The following is a 17780-nucleotide window of genomic DNA, read 5'->3' as shown; positions in this document are numbered from 1 at the left end:
GCACGGTTCGCGCCGCGCGGGCTTTTTTCATTTTTGCGGATCGCCAATCCGGCCCATGGCCCCATCCGTGCGCCGGTGCACAGAACCCCGCCCGTGGGAATGACAATCTCGCTGCATGCGGCCAGGAGCCTATTTCGATGCAGAATGAATCCGTCCCGGACCGGAATGCCGGCAGCGCGGGCACGATCAGCCTGATTGCCCCCGGCGAGGGTGGCGTCAAGGACTATGCGGCGACGCTCAACGGCCTGCTGCGCGGACGCCTGGTCGAAGCCACGCCCGCGCTGCCGGTCGCCACCCTGGCCGGCGCCGATGTGATCCTGCATTACAGCGGCTATGGCTATGCCAGGCGCGGCGCGCCCTTGTGGCTGCTGCGCAGCCTGCGCGAGGCCAGGCCGCGCATGCGCCGCTTCGGCGTGTTCTTCCACGAGCTCTATGCGGATGGGCCGCCATGGCGCTCGGCGTTCTGGCTGTCGCCCGTGCAGCGCCACATTGCCGCCGAACTGGCGGCGCTGTCCGACTTCTGGCTGACCAACCGCGAGGGTTCGGCACGCTGGCTCAATACCCACGCGCCGGCACGCCCGCACCGCGTGCTGCCGGTCTTCTCCAATCTGGGCGAAGGCGGCGCGCGCAACGGCAACAAGCGCGCCGCGGTAGTGGTGCTGGGCGGCGCCGCGCTGCGCGCCGAAACCTACCAGACCGCGGGCGATGCGCTGTTCGACTGGGTCGCCCGCGCGGGCTTCGCGTTGCATGATGTCGGGCCGCCGCTGGGCGATGCGGCGCTCGCCGCCAGGATCGCCCGGCGCGGCGCGGTCGTGCATGGCCGGGTCGAGGCCGACGAGGCGGCGCGGCTGCTATCTGCATCCACCTATGGCGTACTGGCCTACCCGGTGGATTACGCGGCCAAGAGCGGCGTGTTCGCCGCCTACTGCGCCCATGCGGTCTGTCCCGTGCTGCTGTCGCGCAGCTCCGGCGTGCATGACGGGCTGACGCCCGGGCACTACCTGCCCTCGGTCGAGGCCATGACGCCCGACCTGCCCGCTGCGTGGCGCATCGGCCAGGCGGCCAACGCCTGGTATGCGCCGCATGCGGTGCAGCGCCACGGGGCCGGCTTCCGCGAACTGATGGACGGCTGCGCTGCGCCGGCCATTGCATAGCGCACAGGCGGCGCCGGGGGCAACAAAAAAGCCGGGAAGCCATTTTCAATTGGCTTCCCGGCCTTCCGGGCGACGTCTGAAGTGGACGCCTGAAATATTCTGGTGGACCGAAGGAGGATCGAACTCCCGACCTCTGCATTGCGAACGCAGCGCTCTCCCAGCTGAGCTATCGGCCCGTCGCGGAGGATTGTAGCCTACTTGGGCCGCGGCCTTCAATCCTCGGCCCGCGCCTTGCGGGGCCTCTGCAACATCACGCCGCCATGCCTGAATTGCCGTCCATGCCACGCACGCGCGGCAGGTTCAGCGGGCGGGCGCTGACTTCCCGGGTGTTGCGCAGCCACCGCGCCATGACGTCCCAGATCGGCGCGCCGCCAGCCTGGCGCGCCTCTTCGGCGACCGGGGCCCAGCCCGCCACCTTGTAGGTCTTGCCGGCTTCCAGCGGCTTTCCGGCCAGGCGCATGTCGCTGATGCGCTTGCCCATGCCGGCGGTGGGATCGATAGTGTACTGCAGGCCACCCACGCGTACCATGTCGCCGCCTTGCTGGTAGTACGGGTCGGGGTTGAACAGGTTGTCGGCCACGTCTTCCAGGATGGTCTTGATGGTCTCGCCGCTCATCTGCGTCACCGTGGTGTAGGGATAGGTGATGGCGGTCTGGTCCATCAGGTGCTCCATGGTGATGGCCTGCCCCGGCAGCAGCGTGGTGCCCCAGCGGAATCCCGGCGAGAACGCAATCTGCGCGCCCTGGGCCTGCATCAGGCCGTCCAGGATCAGCTGGTCGAAGGTGCCGTTGAAGTTGCCGCGGCGGTAAAGCAGGCCGCGGTTGACGGCCAGCACTTCGCCCAGCTTTTGCTCATAGGGCGCGCGGACCCTGGTGATCAGCGCGTCCATGGCCGGGTCGGCCGGCAGGTAGTTGGCGAACACCGGCAGCAGCCGGTAGCGGAAATCGGCGACCTTGCCGCCCTTTACGTCAAAGTCCAGCACGCCGAGGAACTTGCCATTGGAGCCGGCATTGGTCACCAGCGTGGTGCCGCCGGCGTTCTTCACCGGCACCGGCGCGGGCACGCCGTCATGGGTGTGGCCGCCCAGGATGGCGTCGAGCCCGCGCACGCGCGAGGCCAGTTTCAGGTCGACGTCCATGCCGTTGTGCGACAGCAGCACCACCGCCTGGGCACCCTTGCCGCGCGCCTGGTCGATGATCTGCTGCAGGTTCTCTTCCTGGATGCCGAAGGTCCAGTCCGGCACGAAGTAGCGCGGGTTGGCGATCGGCGTGTACGGGAACGCCTGGCCGATGATGGCCACCGGCACGCCGTTGATCTCGCGGATCACGTAGGGATCGAACACCGGGTCGCCGAAATCGTTGGTCTTGATGTTCTGCGCCAGGAAGGCGACCTTGCCCTTGAAGTCCTTGTCGACGATCTCTTTCACGCGCTCCGCGCCCAGGGTCATCTCCCAGTGCGGGGTCATCACGTCCACGCCCAGCGCCAGCGCGGCATCGACCATGTCCTGCCCCTTGGTCCACAACGCGGTGGCCGAGCCCTGCCAGGTGTCGCCGCCATCGAGCAGCAAGGCGCCCGGCCGGCCCGCCTTCAGCCGCTGCACCAGCGTGGCCAGGTGGGCAAACCCGCCGACCTTGCCGTAGCGGCGCGCGGCTTCATTGAAATCGAGATAGGCGAACGCATGCGCCTGCGGCGTGCCGGGGCGGATGCCGTAGTGGCGCAGCAGCGCCTCGCCGACCAGGTGCGGCGGCTTGCCGGCATAGTCGCCGATGCCGAGGTTGACATTGGGTTCGCGGAAATGCACCGGCCGCAGCTGCGCATGGCAGTCGGTGAAATGCAGCAGGTGGACGTTGCCGAAGCGCGGCAGGTCATACATGGCCTCGGCGGCCTGCGCGGCGTGCGCGTCTTGATGGGGGAACGTCATGCCGCCGGCGCCGGCGATGGCCAGCACCTGCAGGAACTCGCGTCGGTTCATGTCTCTTCCTGGAATTGGCGTGGCGGTCGGCCCGTGGCGCGGGGCGTCCGCCATCGCCTGGCTATGGCCGCGCGTACCGCTCCAGCGCCGCCACCTCGTCTTCGAGCATTTCGCCCACTTCCTTCTGCACCACGCGGCCGCGCGCGTCGATCACGTACAGTTCCGGCAGCCCCTTGCGCTTGCCGAACACGGCCTGCAGCGCGGGCGAATCCATCGTCGCCGGGAAGGTGTAGCCGTGCTTCTTCATGTACCCGGCGGCTTCGTGCGGGTCGCGGTCGATGCTGATGGCCAGCACCTGCAGCGGCGTGCCGCGCGTGCGTTCACGGAGCTTCTGCAGGCGCGGATTCTGCATCGCGCAGAACGGGCACCACGAGGCCCAGTACTCGACCACCAGCGGCTTGCCGGCCAGCGAGGCGGCGCTCAGCGTGCGGCCGTCGAGCGTGCGCACATCAGGCAGGCGCACGGTGTCGCCGACCTCCAGCGCCGCGGCGCTCGACGCTACACCGGCCAGACTCGCGGCCAGGCTGAAGGCCAGCAGCCAGCGCGGCAGCACGGCAGGCGCGCGCATCGGGCTTACTCGTTGACCGGCGAAGCCGGGTCGAGCAGCAGCGCCATCACGTCGCGGATCTGGGCCTCGGTCAGGATGCCCTTGTGGCCGAAGCGCGGCATGTTGGAGCAGGCGGCATAGGCGCTGGAGTCCCAGATCTTGCCCCAGGTGTACTTGATGACATCCTGCGAGTTGCCGCGCAGCTTGCCGTACTGGTACAGCGACGGGCCGATATTGCCGAACGAGATCTCGGCCTTGGTCATCTGGTGGCAGGCGTAGCAGTTGCCGCCATTGGTGCCGCCGACCTGGTCGGTGAACTGCATGCCGCGGCCGTTCTGGGCGATCTTCTCGCCTTCCTTCCAGTCGCCCAGCCATTTGTCGTCGGCCGGGTACTTGATCTGCCTGAGCTCGGCGGCCTCGACCTTCCTCGCCACCTTGGCCGGGACCTTGGTGCGGTCGGGGTACTGGCTGCAGGCCTGCTGCATGCCGTCCTGGTGCAGCACGCCCTCGACCGTGGCCGGGCCGCGGGACGAGAACGAGTCCTCGATCAGGTGCTTGATGTCGGCGTCGCTGACGGCGGCGGGCTTGCTCTTGGGCGCGCGGGCCCTGGTGCTGTCCTGCGCGTGGGCGCCGGTGGCCAGCAGGGTGGCCAGGGCCGCGATGGCCAGCGCTTGATGGTGTCGTTGCATGTGGTTTCTCCCGTACCGGTCAGCGCTTCATCGCCGGGCCATCGTAGGTCCCGCCGTTGGCGTTCTTCGCCAGGAACATGGTCAGCGCGGTGATCACGTCCGAGCCATACGCGGGTTCGGGAAAGCGCTGCTGGCGCAGGCAGTCGTACAGGCGGTGCTGCATGGTGCGGACCTCGCCCTGCGAGACGCGGTAGGCGGGCCAGGTGGTGTAGGCCGCCTGCGCGCCCTTGTCGGTCAGCAGGTTGGGCAGGTCTTGCAGGCGGATGCGCTGGCCGTCCACCGCATGGCAGGTGGCGCAGGCAAAGTCATAGGCACCGCCGCGGTAGAAGAACATCTTCTCGCCCAGCGCATAGGTGCGCTTCTCGTCCGGATGGCTGAGCTGCACGTTCATCTTCACGCCGCGCGACTCGGCGGTCAGGTAGGCCACCAGTCGTTCGATATCCGACGGTTTGCCCGACGAGGAGAACGGGTTCTTCGTTGCCTCTTCCTTGGTGAGCCCCTGCAGCGTCACGCGGCAATACGCCAGCCGCTGCTCCAGGTCCATCACCTTGTTGGTGTCCTTGAAGTAGCGCGGCAGCTCGGCGTAGGCGCCGTTGGTCACGCCGGGGCCCTTGCCCAGGTCGCACTGTTCCAGTGAGGCGTTCTTCGGGCCGGCGGGCTTCTTCCACAGCTCTTCGCCGGCGGCCTCCCACAGCTCGGCCGGATTGCCTTCGGCCAGCATCTGGCGGTACTTGGCGATTTCGTCGGCGGTGCTGCCCTGCGCATGCACGGCGGCAGCACCGGCCACTGCCGCGGTGGCGGCCGCGGCCAGCGCGGCGCGGCGGCCCAGGCTTCGGATGGTGTTCATGGGGCTTCTCCTCGCGGCCTCGCACGATGGCGGGCCGTTCTCTCTTGTATTGCCGGAAGCTGCGCCGCCCGGCTCAGGGCTTGATATAGGCGTAGCCTTCTTCGGCCTGCAGGCGCGCAATCTCGACCACGCCGGCCGGCACTACCCTGGCTTCCATCAACAGGCTGGATTCCGGGATCTTGCGCGCGGTCAGCGTATTGCGGCACGCGCGGAACTCAACCCCGGCCGAGGCCAGCGCGCCGACCGGGCCGTCAAAGGTGTTGCCGCGCCCATCCTTGGCGCCTTCGACCAGGAAATCGACGCCGTAACCGAACGCCACCACCACGATCCTGGTGTCCGGCGCGGCGTTCAGGTGGTTGCGCAGGTTGCCCATGGCCCGCACGGCCTGGTCGATGCCTTCGGACAGCTGATACACCACCTTCACGCGCCCGCCCTTGCCAGCCGGCGCGGCAGACGGGGCTGCCTGCGCCGCCGCCCTGGCGCTCAGGCCGATGGCGGCCAGTGCCGCCGATGCTCGAATAAATGCTCGCCGCATGTTGTTCCTTCCCGCCGGGCCAGTCCCGGCATCCGTCCTGAACCTTAGCAGAGGACGGCGTGCGCTGCCCGCCGCGAAGCGGCTTCAAGCGGCTTCAAGCGGCATCAGGCGATGGTCGCTTCGTCGGTGCGCTTGTCGCCCTTGTTGTCGATCCAGGTCACGCTGACCTTGTCGCCCTTGGCGCCGCCCTTGAACTTGAAGTTCAGGAACGGGTCCTTGGACACCGCCGGGCCGAACTGGGCGCGGAACACTTCCTTGCCCTTGCACTGGGCGGTCACGGTCTGGATATGCCAGGCCGGGACGACCTTGCCGGACGCGTCCTTGCGCTGGCCGGTCTCCATGTCATGCTTCATCAGAATCTTGACGTCAACCACGCCGCCGTTTTCGGTGGCGCGTACGCGCATCGGGTCTGCCATATGTCTCTCCTGTTGCAGTTTGGCGGAAATCTCGGTCCGGGGCGCGGCGTCAGCCGCCGCAGCCACCCAGCGTGACCTTGATTTCCTTCGATGCCACGTACCACTTGCCGCCGGCCTTGACCGCGGCATGCACCACCGAGGTCTGGCCCATCTTCACGCGCGTGGAGACGAACGGCTCGGTGCCGGCCGGGATGACGAAGTCGGCGGCCAGGGTGTTGGGGTTCTTTTCGACCAGGATCGCGATCTGCTCGGTATCCGGGATATTGCTGGTCACAGCCACCGGCACCACGGCGCCGTTCTCGGCGATATCAGGGGCGGTGAAGGTGATGGCGGTGCTTTTTTCGGTGCCGTTGCCGCCGAGCGCCTTGATCACGTCGGCAACGCTCTTGCCGTCAAAGGCGGTCTTGTTCCACTCGGCCGCCTGCGCTTCGCTGATCAGGCCGGTGGCGGCCATCAGCGACAGGACAGCGGTGACCCGCAGCACTTCTCGTCGTTTGGAATTCATTGCTTGCTCTCCGGCTACTCCGTTCCAGTCGGTCGTGGACCGCTTCAGGGTGTTGCATGCGGCCGGTACATGGCCGGCCGCTGGTTGTCCCTGGCCGCGCGGCGTTCACCGCCCGGCCCGGTGCATCGGCGGACTGCCCGCCCTGGCAGTCGGTCTTACTTGGCGGGGGCGCCTGCCAGCACCCACTCGACCACGGTCTTCAGGTCGGCGTCGCTGACCGCCGCGTTGGCGGGCATCGGCACCGGGCCCCAGACGCCCGAGCCACCGCCCTTGACCTTCTTGGTCAGGGTCGCCAGGGCGTTCTTGTCGCCCTTGTACTTGGCGGCCACATCCTTGAAGGCAGGGCCGACCAGCTTCTTGTCGACCTGGTGGCAACCCATACAGGCGTTCTTGTTGGCGATTTCCTGTGCCTTGGCGGCATCGACCGCGTGGGCCGATGCGGCGGCGCCGAGCATCAGCGCTGCGATGACAAACTGCTTCATTGTTAAGCTCTCCAAGCTCTGTAAAGCCGTGGGGACGGCAAAGGCCGCTGGGCCGTACTGCGGTGGCTTCGCGGCGCACTCTGGCCGCCGCCCGGGGGCACTGCGACGGCCAGTCCGCTATTTTGCCTCAAGAATCCAGCCCACCATGGCCTGCACGTCCGAATCCGGGATCTGCGGCTGCGGCGGCATCGGCACGCTGCCCCATGCGCCCTGCCCGCCCGCCTTGACCTTGCGCGCCAGTGCGGCATGCGCATCCTGGCCCTTGTACTTGCCGGCGATGTCGGCGAACGACGGCCCTACCAGCTTGCGGTCCATCGCATGGCAGGCCACGCACTGATACTGGCTGGCCAGCCGCGCGCCCGGCACCGCTGGCGCGGAGGCAACCGATGCGGCACTTTCGTTTGCCACGCCGCTTGCGCCAACCCCGCGCACCGGGCCGAACGGGCGCTGCTGCTGCGCCAGGTTGCCGTGGGCATCGCGGGCGTAGTCCGGGATCGACGAGACCACCGCGACCCGGTCCGTGCAGTCCTTCATGCAGGCCGTGTTGCGCGTGTCCGGCCGGCCGCGCCCCGGCCACAGGCCGTGGTCGGTGGTCATGCCGGCGCGGTTGGGCATGCGCCGCTGGACCTCGGCGATATTGGCGTCCGACAGCGTGAAGTCCGCCGGCACGATCTCGCCCAGGTTGAGCAGGTAGGCGGTGACCGCATAGACATCGTTCACGCTCAGGCTCTTGGGGGCGTTCCACGGCATGGCGCGATGGATGTAGTCCCACAGCGTGCTGACGGTGCTGACCTTCATCAGCGTGGTCCGGTACGGCTGGTTGCCGGTCATGGCGGCCACGCGGCCGCGCTTGATGTCCTCGGCCGTGGTGCCGCCGACCAGCGGCGAGAACACCTCGTTGGATTCGCCGAAGTCGCCGTGGCACGACGCGCACTTGCCGTCCCAGATCTTCTGCCCCTGCGCCACCGAGCCGCTGCCCCTGGGCAGGCCCTGGAAGTCGGGGCGCACGTCGATGTCCCACGCGGCGACTTCCGCGGGCGTGGCCGTGCGCCCAAGTGCCGCACGCGCCTCGGCCGTGCCGGCCCACGCGGGGATGGCGCAGCCGGCGGCCAGCACCAGGGCGGCGGCGGTCCTGAACTCAGCCCACATGGACATTGGACACCTCGCCGCCTGCCGCCACCTGCCAGCTCTGGATGGCGTTGTTGTGATAGATCGAGCGCGTGCCGCGCACCGCGCGCAACTGCGGCAGCATCGGCTGCACGTAGCCGGTCTCGTCAATGGCCCGGCTCTGCAGGATGGCCGGACCGCCATCCCAGACCCAGTCCAGGTTGAAGCGCGTCAGGCACTTGGACAGCACCGGCGCCTCCAGCCGCGCGGTGCGCCAGTTGCGCCCGCCGTCGGTCGAGACATCGACCCGCCTGATGCGCCCACGCCCCGACCAGGCCAGCCCGCTGATGTTGTAGAAGCCCTTGCCCACCAGTTGCTGCCCGCCCGAGGGCGTGGTGATGACCGACTTGCACTCCTGGATCGAGGTGTACTGGCGCAGCCTGCCGTCCGGCATCATGTCCACGTAATGGATGGTCTCGTCCTTGGCGTTCCAGGGCTGGTCGCCCAGCTCCAGCCGGCGCAGCCACTTGACCCACGACACCCCCTGCACGCCCGGCACCACCAGCCGTAACGGATAGCCGTTCTCCGGGCGCAGCATCTCGCCGTTCATGCCCCAGGCGACGATGATCTCGTCGGCCAGCTCCATCGGGATGGTGCGCGTCATCGACGAGCCGTCGCCGCCTTCGGCCAGCAGGTAGCGACCGCGGCGCAGGTCGGCGCCGGCGTCGTCCAGCAGCACCCGCAGCGGCACCCCGGTGAACTCGCAGCACGACAGCATGCCGTGGGTATACTGCACCGTGGGCACGGCCACGTTGCCCCACTCCATGCCGGTATTGGCGCCGCATTCGATGAAATGCATGCGCGACACCGCCGGCAGGCGCATCAGGTCGTCCATGGTGTAGACGCGCGGCGTGCGCACCAGGCCGTTGATCATCAGGCGGTGGCGGGCCGGGTCGATATCGTGCCAGCCCTGGTGGTGGCGCTCGAAATGCAGGCCGTTGGGAGTGATGATGCCGAAGAAGCCCTGCAGCGGGGCAAAGGCCACCGATGCGGCGGAGACGCGCGTCAGGCCCGGCGACTCGCGCCGCACCAGGTTTTTCTCATGCTCCGAGGGCTGGCCGTAGGGGCGCGCCGCCACCGGCTGGCCCAGCGAGGTGGCCCAGGACTGCGGCTGCAGGATGGCGGGATCGCCCTCCGCCGCCAGCGCGTGCCGGCCTGCCGTGACGGCGGCAAGCCCCGCCGCCGCGCCCAGGAAGCTCTTGCGCAGGAAGTCGCGCCGCGGCGCGTCCAGGCCGTGCCGGCCGATGTCTTGCTGCAGCGATGCGCTGACGAAGTGCTCGGGCGCGGACACGATGCGCCCGGGTCGGTTCCGTTCCTGCAAGTCGGTCTCCTCCGGCGCGCTCGCCACGATCGGTCGGATCGCCCGGCGTGCCTGTTGTACGGGGCGCTGCAACGGGTGCAGCGGCCATCCGCTTGCTGCCGGAAGCGCTAGCTGGCCGTGCGGCGCTTGCGCGCCGGCGGCTCCGGTGCCGGCTGTGCCATGAAGCGGTCGACCACGCCGGAGGGCAAGGCGCTGTCCTCCAGCCGGCTTGCCACCTGCACGCAGACCGTGCGGCACAGCTCGATCACGCTTTCGTCCGCAATGGCGTAGAACACCAGGTTCGCCTCCTTGCGGCGCGACAGCACGCCCGAGCGGTACATCGCGTTGAGATGCCGCGACACATTGGTCTGCGACGAACCCACCGTCTCGACCACCGTGCTGACCGGCTTCTCGCCATCGCACAAGGCGTGCAGGATCTTCAGCCGCGTCGGCTCCGCCAACAGGCTGAAGTAGCCCGATACCTTTTCGAATACGCGATCCAGCTCTTCCATGCCGTCCAATATATTCGTATATGCGTGAATGCGCATATAGTGTTTACCCACTGATGCGGCACAGCATAATGCTGTGCGTCCGGATCAGCGGCGCGCCAGCGCCCTGCCTGCCCACAGGCGCTGGCCAAACACGTTGAGCAGCAGCCCGGCCATCACCACCGCGGCGCCTGCCCACTGCGCGCCGGACAGGTCCTCGCCCAGCAGCACGTGCGCCGACACCAGGCCCACCACCGGCACCAGCAGCGTCAGCGGCGCCACCTGGCTGGCCGGGTAGCGCGTCAGCAGCCGGCCCCACATGGTGTAGCCGAACACCGTCGCCGCGAAGGCCAGGTAGGCCACGGCGAAGACCGCCATGCCCGACACATGGGTGACGCTCTGCACGATGCGCGCCGGGCCCTCGACCCACAGCGACAGCAGCGCGAACGGCACGATCGGGATCAGCGCCCCCCAGATCACCAGCCCCAGCAAATCCACCGGGCCGATCTTCTTGCTGACGATATTGCCGCTGGCCCAGCAGAACGCGGCGCACAGCGTCAGCACGAAGCCCGCCACGCTCATGCCCCCGGTGCCGCCAGCGCCGGCGCCGATCAGCGCCAGGCCGCCCGCCGCCACCGCCATGCCCGCGATGTTGTGCCAGCGCACCGGCTCGCCCAGCCACAGCGCGGCAATGGTCAGCGTGAAGAAGGCCTGCGACTGCAGCACCAGCGAGGCCAGTCCGGCCGGCATGCCGACCGCCATGGCATAGAACAGGAAGGCGAACTGGCCCAGGCTGATGGTGGCGCCGTAGGCCAGCAACAGCCGCCAGGGCACGCGCGGGCGCGGCACGAAGAAGATGGCCGGGAACGCCACCAGCAGGAAGCGCAGCGCCCCCAGCAGCATCGGCGGCACACCCGCCAGCCCGACCTTGATGACAACGAAGTTGACGCCCCAAACGCAGACGATGGCGAGGGCGAGGAGACGGTCTCTGGCTTGCATGGGCGTTGCTCGGGCGGGCTGGGCAGTCAGTCGGAAGTGCCTAGGGTAGCAGCGCCGGTCCGCGGGATATTGCACGTTCCTGCGGTTTTGTACGGGCAGCCCCGCGCCGCCCTCGCGGCGCTGCCGCCTATCCCAGCATCTCCGCCCAGATCCCCTTTGCCCACGCCAGCGCGTAGTCGGCTTCCAACGCCGTCGGCGCCGGCGACAGCCCGCCCGAGCCCGGCACCGTGACCATGGTCTTCTGCGCCGCGTCATAGCGATGCACGCTGGCCACGTGCACCGCCTCGCGGTCGGAGGTGAAGCTGTAGCAGGTGTTGTTGTACAGCGGCTCCGGGTCCGGCGCGCGGCCCGACAGCAGCGCCACCAGGGCCGCCGCCGCGACCTTGCCGTGCTGGTTGGCCATATGGCCGGACTTGGGCATCAGCGGCGCGATCTGGATGGCGTCGCCGATCACATGGATATTGGCCGCGGCGCGCGACTCGAAGCTGAGGAAGTCCACCTCGCACCACCTGGCGTTGGCCGTGGCCAGCCCGGCCGACACGGCGATGGCGCCGGCGCGCTGCGGCGGCAGCACGTTGAGCACGTCGGCGCGCACATCGTCCTGTACCTCGAACTTGAGCGTGCGCGTGGCCGGGTCGACATCGACCGCTTCATGCTGCGGCCGGTATTCCACCATGCCCGGGTATTGCGAGGCCCAGGCCTGGCGGAACAGCCCAGCCTTGGAGGTGATGTCCGGGTTGGCGTCCAGGATCAGCACCTTGCTGCGCGGCTTGTGCTGCCTGAAATAGTGCGCGACCTGGCAGGCGCGCTCGTACGGGCCTGGCGGGCAGCGGTAAGGCGCCAGCGGCACGCTGATGGCATAGGTGCCGCCATCCGGCATGGCCTCCAGCTGGCGGCGCAGGGCGACGGTCTGGGGACCGGCCTTCCAGGCGTGCAGGATCTGGTCGCCGCCGGGCTGCTTCAGGCCGGGGAGCGCATCGCTCATCATCTCGACGCCGGGCGACAGCAGCAGGCGGTCGTAAGGCAACGTGGCGCCGCCCGCGAGGCGCACGGTGCGCCTGGCCGGGTCGATGGCGACGGCGGTGTCGCGCACCAGCCGCACCCCGTGGCGGCGCACCAGCGCGTCGTAGGGCACGGTGAGGTCGCCGAGCTGCCGGCTGCCGCCGATGACCAGGTTCGACAGCGGGCAGGACACAAAGGCCGGGTCCGGTTCGACCAGCGTCACCTCGATGGCCTGTCCGCTCCACTCGCGCAGGTAGCGCGCGGCGGTGGCGCCGCCATAGCCCCCACCCACCACCACCACCCTGGCCGGGGCCGCGGCGCGCGCCGCACTGACGCCGACCGAACCCAGTACTGCGGCGCCGGCGGCGCCCAGGAAGCTTCGTCTATGCATGGCTTTCCCCCTGTCAGCGCACGGCGGCGAACCATGCCGTGATCGCGGCGATCTGGTCGTCGCTGTAACCCCTGGCGATCTGGTGCATCACCGTCGCCGGCCGCGTGCCGGCCTTGAAGGCCTGCATCTGCGCGGCCAGCTCAGCCTGCGGGCGCCCGGCCAGCGGCGGGATCGTGCTGCCTGCCGGCGGCCGCCCGGCGGGGCCGTGGCAGTTGGTGCAGGCGGCGGCCTGGCTGCGCGCGCGCAGCGCGGCATCGGTGGCAGGGGCAGCGGTCGCGGAGAGCGCGGAAGGTGAATGGGCAGGGTCCGCCGACAGCACCGGCTGGGCGCCGCACAGTGCCGCTGCCAGCAGCGCCAGCCTCAGCGGTCTGCGCAAACCGGCAGCAGCCCGGGGGATGGTTGTCATGGTCTCGCTCCGTGTGGGGCCGGCGCGGGGTGCCGCTGGGGCGGCCGGCGTGGCAACCGTAGCACATCGGGCGGGAGCGGTGTGCGGTGAAATCCGCAGAAAGACAAACGGCGTCCGCATGCGCGGACGCCGTCGAGACAGCCCCCGGGAAACGAAACGGGGGCGCGCGCTCAGGGCAGGTTGCGGCCCGGCGGCAGCGCCACCGGCGAGGTGACCGGCGCCGAGACCGGGGCGGTGGCGGCCCCCGTGGTGCCCGGCGTGGCATTGGCCGGCGCATCGACCGGACCGCCCACGCCCGGCACCGACTGCACCGGCGCCGGCGTGCCGACGCTGCCGTCGAACGACGGGTTCTGCGAGGTCGAGGCCGCGTCCAGGCGCGCGCGCTCGGCGTCGTTGATGTAGTCGAAGGCCTTGACCACCTTGGTCACGCCCGAGGCATTGCGCGCCACGTCCGTGGCCCGGTCGCCCTCGGCGCTGGTGACCACGCCCAGCAGGTAGACCACGCTTTTCTCGGTAGTGATCTTGATCGAGTTGGACGGCACGCCTTCGGCAGTCACCAGCAGCGTCTTGACCTTGCTGGTCAGGTAGGCGTCCTGGCTCTTGGTCAAGAAGCCCGGCGAGTCGACGACCTCGAGCTCATTGATCACCACGCGCGCATTCTGCAGGCCGCGCACATACTGCTCGATCTGCTGCCTGACGTTGTCGTTGCTGGCTTCGCCGGTCAGCAGCACCTTGCGGTTGAACACGGTCACGCTGACGCGGGCCTGGCCGTCGTAGCGCGAGTTGATGGTGCTCTCGGCCTCGAGCTGCAGGCCGCGGTCAACGGTCTGGGTGGCCGCGGGGCGGCGGTCGGTGGCCATGGCCACGCCGGTCCCCATGGCGCCGGCAATCACGGGGAAGCAGCCGGCGAGCTGGGTGGCGCACACCAGCACGGCCGCCGCGGCCAGGCTGGCGCGGCCCAGGCCGAAGCCGGCGGAGGTGGTGGACGTCGCGGAAGGATGGCGCGCGCCGGCGCCGTTCCGGGAGGCTTGCGTAGTGGGCAGATTCGTCATGCGGTCCTTGCTGTGGCTGGATGTTGGGAATGGAGGATGGGGAATGGCCAGGCTCAGGCTTCCCCGAGCAGTGCCTCGTCGATGCCGTCGCACAGGCAATGCAGGGTCAGCAGGTGCACCTCCTGGATGCGCGCGGTGCGTTCGCTCGGCACGCACAGGTGGATATCGAATTCGTCGAGCAGGCCGGCGACGGCCCCGCCGCCCTTGCCGGTCAGCGCAATCACGGCCATCTCGCGCTGGCGCGCGGCCGCGATGGCGGCGATCACGTTGGCCGAGTTGCCCGAGGTGGACAGCGCCAGCAGGATGTCGCCAGGCTGGCCGAGGGCCTCGACCTGCTTGGAAAACACCTTGCTGAAGTCATAGTCGTTGCCGATCGCAGTCAGGATCGAGCTGTCGGTGGTCAGCGCGATCGCGGCCAGGCCTGGGCGCTCGCGCTCGAAGCGCCCGACCAGTTCGGCGGCAAAGTGCTGCGCATCCGCCGCCGACCCGCCATTGCCGCAGGCCAGGATCTTGTTGCCGCTGGTCAGCGCGCCGACCATGCGCTCCACCGCGATGTCGATATAGGGGGCCATCACCGCAGCGGCCTGCCGCTTGGTCTCGGCGCTGTCTAGAAACTGTTGCTGGATACTGTCGATACTCATGGCTCTGGGGGCCTTGTTGTTGCCGTGGCGATCCGTGGATCGCCGGTAAAGGGTCTGCCGCGCATTATGAACCAGCCCCGGCGGCATCCAGGTCAAACGCATGCTGCAGCCAGTCCAGCCGGCCGGGTTCCAGCGCCACCACGTCGAAGCGGCACGGCGGCACCCTGGCCAGCGTGGCCAGGTAGTGCGCCGCCGCCAGCAGCACGCGCCGCTGCTTGGCCGGCGTGACGCTGGCGGCGGCGCCGCCGAAGCCCCGGCCGCTGCGCTGGCGCACCTCGACGAACACCAGCGTGCCGTCCGGCGCGCGCATGACCAGGTCGATCTCGCCGCCTTTGCAGCGATAATTGCGAACCACGGGCTCCAGGCCCTGGCGCCGCAGGTGTGCCAGGGCCCGGTCCTCTGCCTGCGCACCGCGTACCTGCCGGCTTTGCACCTGCCTGGTTGGCACCTGCGTGGTGGATTTGAATGATCGCATCAACGGAAGTTCTCAAGCATGAGTGACTGGATCTCCCTGGCGGCAAGCCAGTCCTACCCGGCCGGCACCCTTTACGTCGTGGCCACGCCCATCGGCAATGTCGCCGACCTGTCGCTGCGCGCGCTGCATGTGCTCGGCCTGGCCGACGCCGTGGCCTGCGAGGACACCCGCAATACCGGCCAGCTGCTGTCGCGCGTGGGCCTGCAGCGGCCGCTGGTGGCCGTGCACGAGCACAACGAGCGCGAGGCCGCGGGCCGCATCGCCACGCGCCTGGCCGCGGGCGAGCGTATCGCCTACGTCTCCGACGCCGGCACGCCGGGCATCTCGGACCCGGGCGCACGGCTGGTCGAGGCGGTGCGCGCCGCCGGCCATCCGGTGGTGCCCCTGCCCGGTCCCAGCGCGGCGGTGGCGGCGCTGTCGGTCGCGGGCGACATGCTCGATGTCGGCGAGGGCCGCTTCACCTTTGTCGGATTCCTGCCCAGCAAGCCCAAGGCGCGCATCGAGGCGATCGCCCGCCTGGCCGCGCTGGACCACGCCTGGGTCTGCTACGAGGCGCCGCACCGCATCGCCGACACCCTGGCCGCGCTGGCTGCCGGCCTGCCGGGCGAGCGCCGGCTGCTGGTCGGGCGCGAGCTGACCAAGCTGTTCGAGGACATTGCGGTGCTGCCGGTGGCACAGGCGCCGGCCTGGCTGGCGGCCGACCCGAACCGGGCCAAGGGCGAGTTCGTGCTGGTGGTGGAAGGCGCCGGCAGCGCGGCCGCCGCGGATGGCCTGCCGGATGCCGAAGCACAGCGCGTGCTGGCGCTGCTGCTGGCCGAGTTGCCGGCCAAGCGTGCCGCCAAGCTGGCGGCTGCGATCACCGGTGCGGGCACCGATGCGCTCTATCAACTGGCATTGGCGCAGCGCGCCGGTCAGGCAGAGGACTGACGCGGCCCGCGCGGGGATGCGGGCCTGGGGAGAGAAACGTAAGGGAGAGGTGTCAGCGCGCGGCGGCATGCGGCGGCGCTGCTCGCGTCAGTGGCGCTTGCGCTTGACCGTCTTGCCGCTGGCCTTGCGCGCCTTGGCAGGCGCGAGCGAGTTGGCCAGTTCCGGCACAGACACGTCGTCGTCGCCGCTGCCGTCGCCGGCTTCGGTGCCGCCGGCATCAACCTGCGGACCCAGCGCGGCCACTTCGGTGCGCGTCAGGCGGCGGATTTCGACATTCGTCGCGCCGCGATCGACAAAGCCCAGGCGGCGCGCGGCGCCGTAGGACACGTCCAGCACACGGTTACCGTGGTAAGGCCCGCGGTCGTTGATGCGCAGTACGGCCACCTTGTTGTTGCGCAGGTTGCGCACCAGCACCCAGCTATCCAGCGGCAGCGACGGATGGGCGGCGGTCATGGCGCGCATGTCGAAGCGTTCGCCGTTGGCGGTCTTGCGGCCGTGGAAGCCCTTGCCGTACCAGGAAGCGACGCCACGCTGCTCGAACGTACCCATGTCGGCGCGCAGGCCATCGAGCGAACTGCCGCTGCGGCCTTCGTCCGGGTCATAGCCGAACAGGCTCCAGCTGCCGCTGCCGCTATCCGGAGCGCGCGCGGATTTATCGGCGTCGGCGCGCGACTTGCCGTTCTTTGCGGCGCGCGTCGGCACGGCACCGGCTGCGTCGTTGCCGGCATTGCCGCTTTCCGGCGGCGTGGCACAAGCAGCCAGCACCACGGCGCATGCGGTGCATGCGCCGAGCTTGGCCAGCTGTTGCCAGCGCTTGATGAGAGCGGAGATCCTGAGCATGGGCGGCAGTCTAACATTGACTCTTTACAACTATCCCTTTCATTTTGTTACGAAATCTGTACGATTTCGCACGATCGTGGCCTAATTGCCCGGAAGCCCGCTTGTGGCAACGGATTCGCGGCCCAGCCCCGTCGTTTGAAACGAGTATCCCTTGAGGCACATGCGGTGAGCCAGGGCCGTCTTGAACGGCCCTGGCGCTACAATGCTGGGCACCCGCCGCCGACCGTGCGACCCGTCTGCCTGCCCCGCCGAAGACCGCCTCGGCCGCCGCGCACGGACCATAAGAATCTGTCCATGAAAGCCCTGCTCATACCCGTCACGCCCTTCCAGCAGAACTGTTCGCTGTTGATCGATGAAAGCACTGGCCGCGCCGCGGTCTGCGATCCCGGCGGCGATCTCGACCGCATCCGCGAGGCCGTGAAAGAGCAAGGCGTGACGCTGGAGAAGATCTTTCTCACGCATGGCCACGTCGACCATTGCGCCGGCGCCGCGGCGCTGTCGCGCGAACTGGGCATCCCGATCGAAGGCCCGCAACAGGACGAGCGCTTCTGGATCGAGCAACTGCCCGAGCAGACGCGCCGCTTCGGCTTCGGCCAGGCCGAGAGCTTCGAGCCCGACCGCTGGCTGGAGAACGGCGACACCGTGCAGTTCGGCAACGAGATCCTGGAGGTCTACCACTGCCCCGGCCATACGCCTGGCCACGTGGTGTTCTTCTCGCGCGCCAACCGCCTGGCGGTGGTGGGCGACGTGCTGTTCGCCGGCTCGATCGGCCGCACTGACTTCCCGCGCGGCAACCATGCCGACCTGATCCGTTCGATCCGCACGCGGCTGTGGCCGCTGGGCGAGGATGTGACCTTTATTCCGGGCCACGGTCCGGTCTCGACCTTCGGCGAGGAACGCCGCAACAACCCGTTCGTGGCCGACCACCTGATCGACGCGGGCTGA

General features: G+C 69.2%; 21 protein-coding genes and 1 tRNA gene. 3 read left to right on the top strand and 19 right to left on the bottom strand.

Annotated elements, in window-relative coordinates:
- Nucleotides 1-137: 137 nt before the first annotated feature.
- The gene (locus ACZ5MJ_RS18865; protein WP_464221420.1) at nt 138-1154 is read left to right on the top strand and encodes a hypothetical protein; all 1017 of its coding nucleotides are present in this window, start codon (nt 138-140) and stop codon (nt 1152-1154) included.
- A gap of 100 nt (nt 1155-1254) precedes the next feature.
- Here the strand turns inward: ACZ5MJ_RS18865 and ACZ5MJ_RS18860 are convergent.
- The 18 genes from ACZ5MJ_RS18860 to ACZ5MJ_RS18775 all read right to left on the bottom strand — a co-directional run bounded on the left by ACZ5MJ_RS18860 (nt 1255) and on the right by ACZ5MJ_RS18775 (nt 15068).
- A tRNA-Ala gene (locus ACZ5MJ_RS18860) sits at nt 1255-1330 on the bottom strand.
- A gap of 74 nt (nt 1331-1404) precedes the next feature.
- Nucleotides 1405-3126, bottom strand: a complete 1722-nt coding sequence (gene soxB, locus ACZ5MJ_RS18855; protein WP_464221418.1) for a thiosulfohydrolase SoxB — start codon at nt 3124-3126, stop codon at nt 1405-1407.
- Between the two features lie 61 nt (nt 3127-3187).
- A complete protein-coding gene (locus ACZ5MJ_RS18850) occupies nt 3188-3694 on the bottom strand; it encodes a TlpA disulfide reductase family protein (protein ID WP_464221417.1) in 507 nt (168 codons plus the stop codon).
- Nucleotides 3695-3699: 5 nt separating this feature from the next.
- Nucleotides 3700-4362 carry a sulfur oxidation c-type cytochrome SoxX gene (gene soxX / locus ACZ5MJ_RS18845; protein ID WP_464221415.1) on the bottom strand — a complete coding sequence of 221 codons (663 nt, stop codon included), beginning with the start codon at nt 4360-4362 and terminating at the stop codon, nt 3700-3702.
- A 19-nt stretch (nt 4363-4381) separates the two neighbouring features.
- Nucleotides 4382-5209, bottom strand: a complete 828-nt coding sequence (soxA, locus tag ACZ5MJ_RS18840) for a sulfur oxidation c-type cytochrome SoxA (RefSeq protein WP_464221413.1) — start codon at nt 5207-5209, stop codon at nt 4382-4384.
- 73 nt (nt 5210-5282) lie between these two features.
- The gene (locus tag ACZ5MJ_RS18835) at nt 5283-5744 is read right to left on the bottom strand and encodes a DsrE family protein (protein ID WP_464221411.1); all 462 of its coding nucleotides are present in this window, start codon (nt 5742-5744) and stop codon (nt 5283-5285) included.
- A gap of 104 nt (nt 5745-5848) precedes the next feature.
- The gene (gene soxZ / locus ACZ5MJ_RS18830; RefSeq protein WP_432258580.1) at nt 5849-6160 is read right to left on the bottom strand and encodes a thiosulfate oxidation carrier complex protein SoxZ; all 312 of its coding nucleotides are present in this window, start codon (nt 6158-6160) and stop codon (nt 5849-5851) included.
- 49 nt (nt 6161-6209) lie between these two features.
- Nucleotides 6210-6665, bottom strand: coding sequence for a thiosulfate oxidation carrier protein SoxY (gene soxY, locus ACZ5MJ_RS18825; protein ID WP_464221409.1), 456 nt, complete (start codon nt 6663-6665; stop codon nt 6210-6212).
- Nucleotides 6666-6820: 155 nt separating this feature from the next.
- Nucleotides 6821-7147, bottom strand: a complete 327-nt coding sequence (locus ACZ5MJ_RS18820; protein ID WP_464221407.1) for a c-type cytochrome — start codon at nt 7145-7147, stop codon at nt 6821-6823.
- A gap of 117 nt (nt 7148-7264) precedes the next feature.
- Nucleotides 7265-8302, bottom strand: a complete 1038-nt coding sequence (locus ACZ5MJ_RS18815) for a c-type cytochrome (protein WP_464221406.1) — start codon at nt 8300-8302, stop codon at nt 7265-7267.
- Nucleotides 8286-9635 carry a sulfite dehydrogenase gene (soxC, locus tag ACZ5MJ_RS18810; protein ID WP_464221405.1) on the bottom strand — a complete coding sequence of 450 codons (1350 nt, stop codon included), beginning with the start codon at nt 9633-9635 and terminating at the stop codon, nt 8286-8288. Before soxC ends, ACZ5MJ_RS18815 begins: the two co-directional genes overlap by 17 nt.
- A 107-nt stretch (nt 9636-9742) precedes the next feature.
- Nucleotides 9743-10162 carry an ArsR/SmtB family transcription factor gene (locus ACZ5MJ_RS18805; protein ID WP_464221404.1) on the bottom strand — a complete coding sequence of 140 codons (420 nt, stop codon included), beginning with the start codon at nt 10160-10162 and terminating at the stop codon, nt 9743-9745.
- Between the two features lie 48 nt (nt 10163-10210).
- Complete coding sequence (locus tag ACZ5MJ_RS18800; protein WP_464221402.1) at nt 10211-11101, bottom strand: EamA family transporter; 891 nt, start codon at nt 11099-11101, stop codon at nt 10211-10213.
- Nucleotides 11102-11228: 127 nt separating this feature from the next.
- Nucleotides 11229-12494, bottom strand: a complete 1266-nt coding sequence (locus ACZ5MJ_RS18795; RefSeq protein ID WP_464221400.1) for an FCSD flavin-binding domain-containing protein — start codon at nt 12492-12494, stop codon at nt 11229-11231.
- A gap of 13 nt (nt 12495-12507) precedes the next feature.
- Nucleotides 12508-12900 (bottom strand): c-type cytochrome, encoded by a 393-nt coding sequence (locus ACZ5MJ_RS18790; RefSeq protein ID WP_464221398.1) that lies wholly within the window; start codon nt 12898-12900, stop codon nt 12508-12510.
- A gap of 170 nt (nt 12901-13070) precedes the next feature.
- Nucleotides 13071-13952 carry a BON domain-containing protein gene (locus ACZ5MJ_RS18785; protein WP_464221396.1) on the bottom strand — a complete coding sequence of 294 codons (882 nt, stop codon included), beginning with the start codon at nt 13950-13952 and terminating at the stop codon, nt 13071-13073.
- Nucleotides 13953-14005: 53 nt separating this feature from the next.
- A complete protein-coding gene (locus ACZ5MJ_RS18780) occupies nt 14006-14593 on the bottom strand; it encodes a phosphoheptose isomerase (RefSeq protein ID WP_464221394.1) in 588 nt (195 codons plus the stop codon).
- A 64-nt stretch (nt 14594-14657) separates the two neighbouring features.
- Nucleotides 14658-15068 (bottom strand): YraN family protein, encoded by a 411-nt coding sequence (locus tag ACZ5MJ_RS18775; RefSeq protein ID WP_464221392.1) that lies wholly within the window; start codon nt 15066-15068, stop codon nt 14658-14660.
- A gap of 18 nt (nt 15069-15086) precedes the next feature.
- On the opposite strand from ACZ5MJ_RS18775, the gene rsmI reads away from it, so the two are divergent.
- Nucleotides 15087-15995 (top strand): 16S rRNA (cytidine(1402)-2'-O)-methyltransferase, encoded by a 909-nt coding sequence (rsmI, locus tag ACZ5MJ_RS18770; RefSeq protein ID WP_464221391.1) that lies wholly within the window; start codon nt 15087-15089, stop codon nt 15993-15995.
- 87 nt (nt 15996-16082) lie between these two features.
- Here the strand turns inward: rsmI and ACZ5MJ_RS18765 are convergent, their stop codons facing one another.
- Nucleotides 16083-16835 carry a septal ring lytic transglycosylase RlpA family protein gene (locus ACZ5MJ_RS18765; protein WP_464221389.1) on the bottom strand — a complete coding sequence of 251 codons (753 nt, stop codon included), beginning with the start codon at nt 16833-16835 and terminating at the stop codon, nt 16083-16085.
- 294 nt (nt 16836-17129) lie between these two features.
- Between ACZ5MJ_RS18765 and ACZ5MJ_RS18760 the strand changes: the two genes are divergently transcribed.
- On the top strand, nt 17130-17780 hold the full coding sequence (locus tag ACZ5MJ_RS18760) for an MBL fold metallo-hydrolase (RefSeq protein WP_464221388.1): 651 nt from the start codon (nt 17130-17132) through the stop codon (nt 17778-17780).

This window comes from Cupriavidus sp. LA-1 (genome assembly GCF_055385985.1).
The sequence above is the reverse complement of the archived record's forward strand: the minus strand, read 5'-3'. Positions and strand labels throughout refer to the sequence as shown.

What these genes read in the sequence shown, in the direction of transcription:
- ACZ5MJ_RS18865 (WP_464221420.1), top strand. Translation starts at nt 138, where the DNA reads ATGCAGAATGAATCCGTCCCGGACCGGAATGCCGGCAGCGCGGGCACG.
- soxB (WP_464221418.1), bottom strand. Translation starts at nt 3,126, where the DNA reads ATGAACCGACGCGAGTTCCTGCAGGTGCTGGCCATCGCCGGCGCCGGC.
- ACZ5MJ_RS18850 (WP_464221417.1), bottom strand. Translation starts at nt 3,694, where the DNA reads ATGCGCGCGCCTGCCGTGCTGCCGCGCTGGCTGCTGGCCTTCAGCCTG.
- soxX (WP_464221415.1), bottom strand. Translation starts at nt 4,362, where the DNA reads ATGCAACGACACCATCAAGCGCTGGCCATCGCGGCCCTGGCCACCCTG.
- soxA (WP_464221413.1), bottom strand. Translation starts at nt 5,209, where the DNA reads ATGAACACCATCCGAAGCCTGGGCCGCCGCGCCGCGCTGGCCGCGGCC.
- ACZ5MJ_RS18835 (WP_464221411.1), bottom strand. Translation starts at nt 5,744, where the DNA reads ATGCGGCGAGCATTTATTCGAGCATCGGCGGCACTGGCCGCCATCGGC.
- soxZ (WP_432258580.1), bottom strand. Translation starts at nt 6,160, where the DNA reads ATGGCAGACCCGATGCGCGTACGCGCCACCGAAAACGGCGGCGTGGTT.
- soxY (WP_464221409.1), bottom strand. Translation starts at nt 6,665, where the DNA reads ATGAATTCCAAACGACGAGAAGTGCTGCGGGTCACCGCTGTCCTGTCG.
- ACZ5MJ_RS18820 (WP_464221407.1), bottom strand. Translation starts at nt 7,147, where the DNA reads ATGAAGCAGTTTGTCATCGCAGCGCTGATGCTCGGCGCCGCCGCATCG.
- ACZ5MJ_RS18815 (WP_464221406.1), bottom strand. Translation starts at nt 8,302, where the DNA reads ATGTCCATGTGGGCTGAGTTCAGGACCGCCGCCGCCCTGGTGCTGGCC.
- ACZ5MJ_RS18805 (WP_464221404.1), bottom strand. Translation starts at nt 10,162, where the DNA reads ATGCGCATTCACGCATATACGAATATATTGGACGGCATGGAAGAGCTG.
- ACZ5MJ_RS18800 (WP_464221402.1), bottom strand. Translation starts at nt 11,101, where the DNA reads ATGCAAGCCAGAGACCGTCTCCTCGCCCTCGCCATCGTCTGCGTTTGG.
- ACZ5MJ_RS18795 (WP_464221400.1), bottom strand. Translation starts at nt 12,494, where the DNA reads ATGCATAGACGAAGCTTCCTGGGCGCCGCCGGCGCCGCAGTACTGGGT.
- ACZ5MJ_RS18790 (WP_464221398.1), bottom strand. Translation starts at nt 12,900, where the DNA reads ATGACAACCATCCCCCGGGCTGCTGCCGGTTTGCGCAGACCGCTGAGG.
- ACZ5MJ_RS18785 (WP_464221396.1), bottom strand. Translation starts at nt 13,952, where the DNA reads ATGACGAATCTGCCCACTACGCAAGCCTCCCGGAACGGCGCCGGCGCG.
- ACZ5MJ_RS18780 (WP_464221394.1), bottom strand. Translation starts at nt 14,593, where the DNA reads ATGAGTATCGACAGTATCCAGCAACAGTTTCTAGACAGCGCCGAGACC.
- ACZ5MJ_RS18775 (WP_464221392.1), bottom strand. Translation starts at nt 15,068, where the DNA reads ATGCGATCATTCAAATCCACCACGCAGGTGCCAACCAGGCAGGTGCAA.
- rsmI (WP_464221391.1), top strand. Translation starts at nt 15,087, where the DNA reads ATGAGTGACTGGATCTCCCTGGCGGCAAGCCAGTCCTACCCGGCCGGC.
- ACZ5MJ_RS18765 (WP_464221389.1), bottom strand. Translation starts at nt 16,835, where the DNA reads ATGCTCAGGATCTCCGCTCTCATCAAGCGCTGGCAACAGCTGGCCAAG.
- ACZ5MJ_RS18760 (WP_464221388.1), top strand. Translation starts at nt 17,130, where the DNA reads ATGAAAGCCCTGCTCATACCCGTCACGCCCTTCCAGCAGAACTGTTCG.